A 7,236-nucleotide genomic window follows, 5' to 3' on the forward strand; every position below is an offset into this window, starting at 1 on the left:
GGTGCGCCGCGGCTCGGGCCGCCGGCACGACCTGCGGTCGATGCTTCGCACGCCCTGAGCGCGCAGGCAGCCGGCACGGCACGGGGCCGTGCACCGGCTGCGCACCGCGCCACCTCGGCGGCGCCTGCCGTACGCCGTGCCTGTATGGCGGCGGCGCGCCTGCCGCGATCATCACCGATCCGGATTGGCGCGACCGCGCGTCATCACGCATCGTGATGTGCCGTTCCACACGGTCGCCATGACAACGATTCCTGCGGGGAAAGCAATCCAGACGGGGCCAACGACAACACGAACGCGGAAAGCGGACGGGGTGACTTGCACCCCGCCCGTCCTCCAAGGCAGCCGTCGGCTGCCTACCCTCGTGCCAGAGAGTTCTCGGTCGGATGACGCGCCGTGCCATGCACGTCGCGGCTCCGGAAAATGACATGACGGCAGCGAATGCGTCGCCGATCGCACGCTGTGACGCTCGCATAGCTGCGTCGCTGCGCGGTACATCCACGACAGACCGGCCACGTGGCCGGATGTTCCATCAAGGTCTCACGCGATACGCGTGCCGTTTCTGATGCAGATCAACCCAAGCCCGCTTCGTTCGTGACAACGCGCGATTTACTCGGCACCGCGCACGAGCAACACGGGCACCTGGGCGAGATGCGCCACGCGGCGCGCGACGCTGCCGATCAGCCAGGCGGCAATACCACGCCGGCCATGCGTGCCGACCACCAGCAGCTCGGCCCGCCAGTGCACGGCGTCGCGCATCAGCGCATGGGCCACGTCGTCGCTGGTCGGCCGGGTTTCGACGACACCGCGCTTGGTCGGGTTCCCGGTCGCATGGAACAGCGGGCCGATCTTCGCGAGCGCATCCTCGCCCTCCGCGCGATAGGCATCCTCGAGCGCGCGCACCGGCACGATATCCGTCAGACGAACCGCGCGATCGATCACGTAGGCCGCGTACAGCAACGTCGTCGGCGCCGCGAAGCCGAGCCCGACGCGCACCGCGTGCAGCGCCGGCTCGCTGCCGTCGACCGCGAACATCAGCCGCTGCAGGCCGCCGTCCGCCGGGCGCGCATAGGCGGCCGGCACGATCAGCAGCGCGCAGCGCGCGCGCGTCGTCAGCGTGTCGGACATCGCGCCTTCGACCAGCCGCAACAGCCCGTGATGCGGATTCGCGCCGACCACCAGCACGTCCGCGCGCCACGCCGACGTATCGCTCACCAGCGCATCGGCCACCGTGCCGCCCGTCACCGACGTGTCGATGATGGCCTGCTCGACCTCGATGCCGCTGTCGGCGAACAATGCGGCGATCCGTTCGGCGGTGGCTTGCGCTTCGCGCATCATGTCCTCGCGCGCGGACGTGAGCAGCGCGTCGATGCGCGGGATGTCGGGCAAGACGAGGCGCGGGTTGTCGATGGCGCAGACGATGCGCAATCGCATGCCGGGACGCAGCAGCGTGCGCGCATAGCGCGCGGCGGACAGCGATTCGGGCGTCGGATCGACGGCCAGCGCGATTCGCGCAGGCGTCGGGATGGGCTGGGCAGGCTGCATGGCGAAGGTCTCCGTGCGTGCGCGTCGTCGCGGAACGACGACGGGAGCTTCGCGCGGAAGCGGCGCGCGGCGGCCGGACAGCCGCCGCGGTCGCGGGGATCGGCAGGATGCCACGCGAAGCGCGGACAATCGATGCGTTCAGCATAGAACGTCCGGCCCGCGTGCGCATGATCGCGATCAAGGGTCGCGCGGTGCCTGCGCCAGCCCCTTGCTCCTTACGACTTCGTCGGCACCGATGCCGCCGGACGGTTCGCGTAGAACAGCGCATACGTGATGCCGAGCAGCACGATCCATACCGGCCCGATCACGAGCGCGACGCGCGTGTCGGGCGTGAACGCCATCAGCACGACGACCAGCACGAGAAAACCGAGCGCGACGAACGAACCGAGCGGATAGAACGGCACGCGAATCGGCAGGCGCGCGATCTTGTCGGCCGACAGCGTGCGGCGAAAGCGCATCTGCGCGATCAGGATCACGCACCACGTCCAGATCGCGCCGAACGTCGACACCGACGTGAGCCACGTGAACACGTGTTGCGGCGCGAGATAGTTGAGCAGCACGCCGATCAGCAGCAGCGCGACCGACACGATCACGCCATACACCGGCACGCCGTTGCGGTTGACCTTGCCGAGCTTGCTCGGTGCCTGGCCTTGCTGCGCGAGGTTGTAGAGCATTCGCGCGGTGCTGAACAGGCCGCTGTTGCACGACGACAGCGCCGCGGTCAGCACGACGAAGTTGATGATGCCGGCAGCAGCCGGGATGCCGAGTCGCGAGAACGTCATCACGAACGGGCTGCCCTGCGTGCCGATCTGGTCCCACGGATACAGCGACATGATCACGAACAGCGCGCCGATGTAGAAAATCAGCACGCGCCAGAACACCGAGTTCACGGCCTTCGTCAGCGACTTCTCCGGGTTGCGCGCCTCGCCGGCGGTGAGGCCGAGCATCTCGACGCCGAGATACGCGAACATCACGATCGGCAACGCGGCGATCACGCCGTTGATGCCGTTCGGCATGAAGCCGCCATGCGCCCACAGGTTCGAGAGGCCGATCGCGACACCGCCGTTGCCGATACCGAACGCGATCATCAACCCGCCGCCGATGATCATCAGCACGATCGTGACGATCTTGATCAGCGCGAACCAGAACTCGAATTCACCGTAGAGCTTGACCGCGATGAAGTTCACCGAGCCCATCGCCATGAGCGCCGCGAGCGCCCAGATCCAGTTCGGTACGCCGGGGAACCACATGTGCATGTAGACGCCGACCGCCGTGATTTCCGCCATGCAGGTGACGATCCACACGAACCAGTAGGTCCAGCCGGTCAGGTAGCCGGCGAGCGGGCCGAGGTAATCGCGTGCGTAGCGGCTGAACGCGCCGGCGACCGGATTGGCGATCGCCATCTCGCCGAGTGCGCGCATGATCAGGAAAATCGCGATGCCGCCCAGCAGGTAGGTCAGCAGGATGGCCGGGCCGGCGACGCGGATCGCGGTGGCCGAGCCGAGGAACAGGCCGACGCCGATCGTCGCGCCGAGCGCCATCAGGTTGATGTGCCGCTCTTCCAGCCCACGGTGCAACTGGTCTTCTGGTTGTTTCAAGTCCGTCTCCTGGCAGCCGCGAACGGGCCGCCATCATTGTCGATGTCAATGCGCGACCGTTCATGCCGATACCGGTATGCCGAAAACGAAATAATCTCCGCCGTCGTTTTCCAGATGAGAAACGACACGGATACTGCGTCAATCCGAATGGAATCGCCGCGGATTATCCGTATTTTCCGGAACAATCCGGAAAACGGATCGGGCCTTTCACGGAATACGCCCGCGCGGCCCGTGTGACGCGGCTGTGCGCGTGACGGACGGCGACGGGATCAATCGCTTTCGGCGCGAACGAACACGCGTCGAATGTGCGCGATCATGCGCACGCAATATGCAGGCGGGATTATATGGAGGATCAGCGGTTTCACGCCAGTCGATTTTGGAAAAATCGCAGCGGGTGAAAACGGCGGCGGAATTCGAATGCGCCGAATGCGCGCGTATGCCGCGCGCGGATTTATTTGGACAGCGTCGCGCGCACCGTATATTCGCCTTCGAGCGCACCGTGTTCCGGACGCACGAAATACCGCGACGCATCGAGATCGGCCGGCAGCGGCTCCACCGGGAAGCCGTGCTTTTCCCACGCATCGAGGCCACCCTTCAGCGCGCGGATGTTGTGGATCATCTTCTTGCGCTGCATCTTCGCGATCAGGCGCTTCGCGGTCGCTTCGTTCGGGCACACGCAATAGACGACGATCGGCCGTTTCAGCATTTCCGGGTCGAGCAGGTCCGGTGAATCGAGATCGACCGGCACCGCGCCGGCGATCCGGTACGGTTCGCGCTCGCGAATCGCTTTCGGCCGCGCGTCGAAGATCAGCGGCGGCTCGTCCGACGTCATCATCTCGACGAGTTGCGGCGGCGAGATGCGAACCTGCGCGAGATAGCGGCGGAACTGCACGCGCCGCACCCAGCGGTACAGCAGGAACGTGATGAAGATCGCGAGAAACGCATCGAGGATCGTGCCGCCGCTCGCGCGCACCCACAGCACGAACTGGACGATCTGGTCGTGAATGGCCGCGCCGCCGATCAGCCAGAATGCGGCCCACAGTGACGCGCCGGCCAGATCCCAGAACAGGAACACGCCGACGCCGATCGCGGTCGTGCCGAGCAGCGGCGCCGACACGAGGCCGAGGCCCGGCAGGAATTTGGACAGCACGAGCAGCGGCGCGCCGTATCTTTCGAATACGTTACGCGCGAAACGCAGCGTCGTGTCGAGCGACAGCGAGAAGCGCACGAGGCCGTTCAGCAGGCGCCGGCCACGCGTGCGGCCCATGAAGAACCACAGCGAATCGGCCAGCATCGTCGCGCCGATCGCCGCCGCGAACATGCTGACCCAGGACGCCTGCCCCATTGCCGCCATCGTGCCGCCGAGAATCAGCATCGGCACGGCCGGCACCGGCACACCGAGCTGCGTGATCAACACGCTCGCGAACACGGCCCACGGGCCGAGCGACGATGGAATAGCGATGGGAAAGTGCCACACGGCGGCGCTCCTGGAAGACATGCGGCCGCGCGACGGGGGCCGTCGGTACGGCTGGGCACCGGCCGCCGCGGCACGTCCGCAACCGACCTGATGCATCACGGCATTCTAAACGGGTTTGGCCGCGATCGCGCTGAACACGCGCCATCGGCACGGGCTTCGCCCCATTAGGCTGCACCACCGTGACGGTCACATGTCCGTGCGCTGGGCAAGCTGCACGACGTATTCCGCGTAGTCGGGAAACGCGGCGGCCAGCGTGGCCGCGTCGGCCAGTTCGAATTCCGCGAACTCGAAGCCCGGCGCCACCGTGCAGCCGACGAGCGCAACGTGCTCCGGCGCCGCGCAGCGCGCGCCGAACCAGCTCCCGGCCCGCACGACCGCCTGGAACACGGTGCCCGGATGCGTAAGCGGATTGCCGAGCCGGTGGATCGTCAGCCCGTCGCGCTCGTCGAGCACCCACACTTCGATCGGGTCGCCCGCGTAGAAATGCCAGACCTCGTCGGAACGGATCCGGTGCCACGACGAATACGCGCCGTCGCACAGCAGGTAGTAGATCGCCGTCGACGCGGCGCGTGGCGCACCGTCGGCCGGACGCACGACCGAATCGGTCGCACGATAGGTTTCGCGGAAATAGCCGCCTTCGGGATGCGGCTGCAGGTCGAACTGGCGAATCAGGTCGGTAGCGGAAATCGGCATGGCAGATGACGTCGGTAAGGTAAGGAACCCGGAACCGGTGCGCGGCCTCGCTTCGCTCATCACGACCGCGACCGTATTCCGCCGGATGCCGCTGCGTCGATCGCCGCTGCCATGCGCGCGGCGAACAAGCGGACACCGGTCGATGCTGCCAGAACTGCGTGTCGGGATGCAACCGCGGGCGCGGGATTGCGCCCGGGAAGGTGCATCGGGCGCGCCGCCCTCGCCCGGCCGATGCGACAGAAACGACAGCCGCGCTCACACGCCGTGCGTCGACCGGCGCGTCGTGCGTTTCCGTTGCAACAGGCCGTCATCCGGCGCAGGCGCGCGACCGTCACCGGCCGCGACCGTCACCGGCCGCGACCGCTCATGCGCCAGCGCCGTGCCGCGTGCGTCACGCAGCCGCCGACGCGCCGGGCTCGCTGTGCCGCACCAGCAGCACGGGCCGGTCGGCCGCGCGCAGCAGCGATTCGGCGACACTGCCGAGCAGCAACCGGCGCAGGCCGTGCCGCCCGCTCGTGCCCATCACGATCAGGTCGGCGTCGGCTTCGGCCGCCGTGCGCATCAGCACCGTGGCGACATCCTCGCCGTATGCGTCGAGCGCGCGCACGGTGCCTGGCACATGCTCCTGCGCGAGCACCGCTTTCGCATCGTCGAGCACCGGCGTCGCGGCATCGGTCGCGGCCGCATCGCCGGCGCGCGCGGCCGCGAAGCCCGCATCGACGTCGACGAGCTGCGGCCGATGCTCGACGACATACGCGCAGGTGACTTCACCGCCGGACGCCGCCGCGATCCGGATCGCCTCGTTCAGCGCGAGACGCGCACTCGGGCTGCCATCGAGCCCGACGAAAATCCGCTTGTACATGGTCCGTCCCTCCGACCGGGCACGCGTCGCGCATTGCGCGACGACGGCCCGTTATCGCCACCCGGCCCGGTGCCGGCTGGCCTGCCGAACAGTCTGCCCCACGTGCCGACGCGCCCGTTGATGCGCGTCAAACGCGGCCGGCGCGCCCGCTGCTTCACGCCAGTTGCCGCAATTTCTAGTGACCCCATTACAAAAAACGTGTAAATCGCGCACAATTTCATCTTGAAAATAGACGTTGCGTGCAGCCGGTGCGAGTTTTGACCGGTTTTGCTGCGCTGCCCCCGTGCTAAGGGCCTGTTTACGCTTATAACGGACTTGCGAACGTGCCTTGCCGGCCGTAGTGCAAGGAGTGAGGAGCGCCGTTTGGCCGCGCCAAACAAGCGACGATCGACGCCGCAATACGGCCGGCAAGGCACGTTCCCCTGTCTTGGAAAATTCATTCGCGGGGCTGGCCCCCAGAAGGGCCGATCGCGGCGTCATACTCCTCGCGAATACGTCGAGTATTCGCTTCGTCGCATTCCTTGCGCTCGGCCCTTCTGGGGGCCAGCGCAAGTCCGTTATAAGCGCAAACAGGCCCTTAGGCGGCCCCCGACAACAGAATGGCCATCGAATGACCGCAAGTGGAACCCCGACGCGTGACGCCCGAGGGCCCACGCGCCTCCAGATCATGTTACGCCAGCCGCTCGCGGCCGGCGTCGTTACGCTGTGCGCCGGCGCGGCGTTGTCGCTCGGCGTCGCGCTGCTCGTGCGCGACCAGTGGCAAGGCGCCGTCCATACGCGTTTCGAACGCCGCACGTCGCACGTGACCGCGATGCTCCGCCACGAGCTGCAATCCGGCGTGGCCGTGCTCGAAGGCGCGCGCGGCGCGTTCAGCCTCGTCCCGGGCATGACGCCCGAGCAATGGCGCCGGTATGCGGACACGCTCGATCTCGACAGCGCCCGCTCGGCTACGTACCGCCCGCCGACTTCACCGGCGGCCAGCTCGCGGGCTTCGTCGCCCAATGGGTGCAGCGCTGGCAAAACGGCGCCGCGTATGGCGTGCTGCCCGCAGCCGATGCGCAGCT

Annotated in this window: 5 protein-coding genes and 1 pseudogene; 1 reads left to right on the forward strand and 5 read right to left on the reverse strand. The window is 67.4% G+C overall.

Going from position 1 to position 7,236, the window contains the following annotated elements; translation table 11 throughout:
- Positions 1-606: 606 nt before the first annotated feature.
- The 5 genes from G3N61_RS37255 to G3N61_RS37275 form a co-directional block, all read right to left on the reverse strand.
- A complete protein-coding gene (locus G3N61_RS37255; protein WP_205824908.1) occupies positions 607-1,542 on the reverse strand; it encodes a universal stress protein in 936 nt (311 codons plus the stop codon).
- A gap of 215 nt (positions 1,543-1,757) precedes the next feature.
- Positions 1,758-3,140 carry an amino acid permease gene (locus G3N61_RS37260; protein ID WP_043183686.1) on the reverse strand — a complete coding sequence of 461 codons (1,383 nt, stop codon included), beginning with the start codon at positions 3,138-3,140 and terminating at the stop codon, positions 1,758-1,760.
- A gap of 451 nt (positions 3,141-3,591) precedes the next feature.
- Positions 3,592-4,617: a DedA family protein/thiosulfate sulfurtransferase GlpE gene (locus tag G3N61_RS37265; protein WP_043183685.1), complete on the reverse strand. Its 1,026-nt coding sequence runs from the start codon at positions 4,615-4,617 to the stop codon at positions 3,592-3,594.
- A 186-nt stretch (positions 4,618-4,803) separates the two neighbouring features.
- A complete protein-coding gene (locus tag G3N61_RS37270; RefSeq protein WP_089453008.1) occupies positions 4,804-5,310 on the reverse strand; it encodes a cupin domain-containing protein in 507 nt (168 codons plus the stop codon).
- Between the two features lie 391 nt (positions 5,311-5,701).
- The gene (locus G3N61_RS37275) at positions 5,702-6,172 is read right to left on the reverse strand and encodes a universal stress protein (RefSeq protein ID WP_205824909.1); all 471 of its coding nucleotides are present in this window, start codon (positions 6,170-6,172) and stop codon (positions 5,702-5,704) included.
- Positions 6,173-6,782: 610 nt separating this feature from the next.
- Between G3N61_RS37275 and G3N61_RS37280 the strand changes: the two are divergent.
- Positions 6,783-7,236, forward strand: a pseudogene (locus G3N61_RS37280) (hypothetical protein); the annotation flags it as partial.

It is taken from the genome of Burkholderia sp. Ac-20349, assembly GCF_017104865.1.
Classification (GTDB): domain Bacteria; phylum Pseudomonadota; class Gammaproteobacteria; order Burkholderiales; family Burkholderiaceae; genus Burkholderia; species Burkholderia aenigmatica.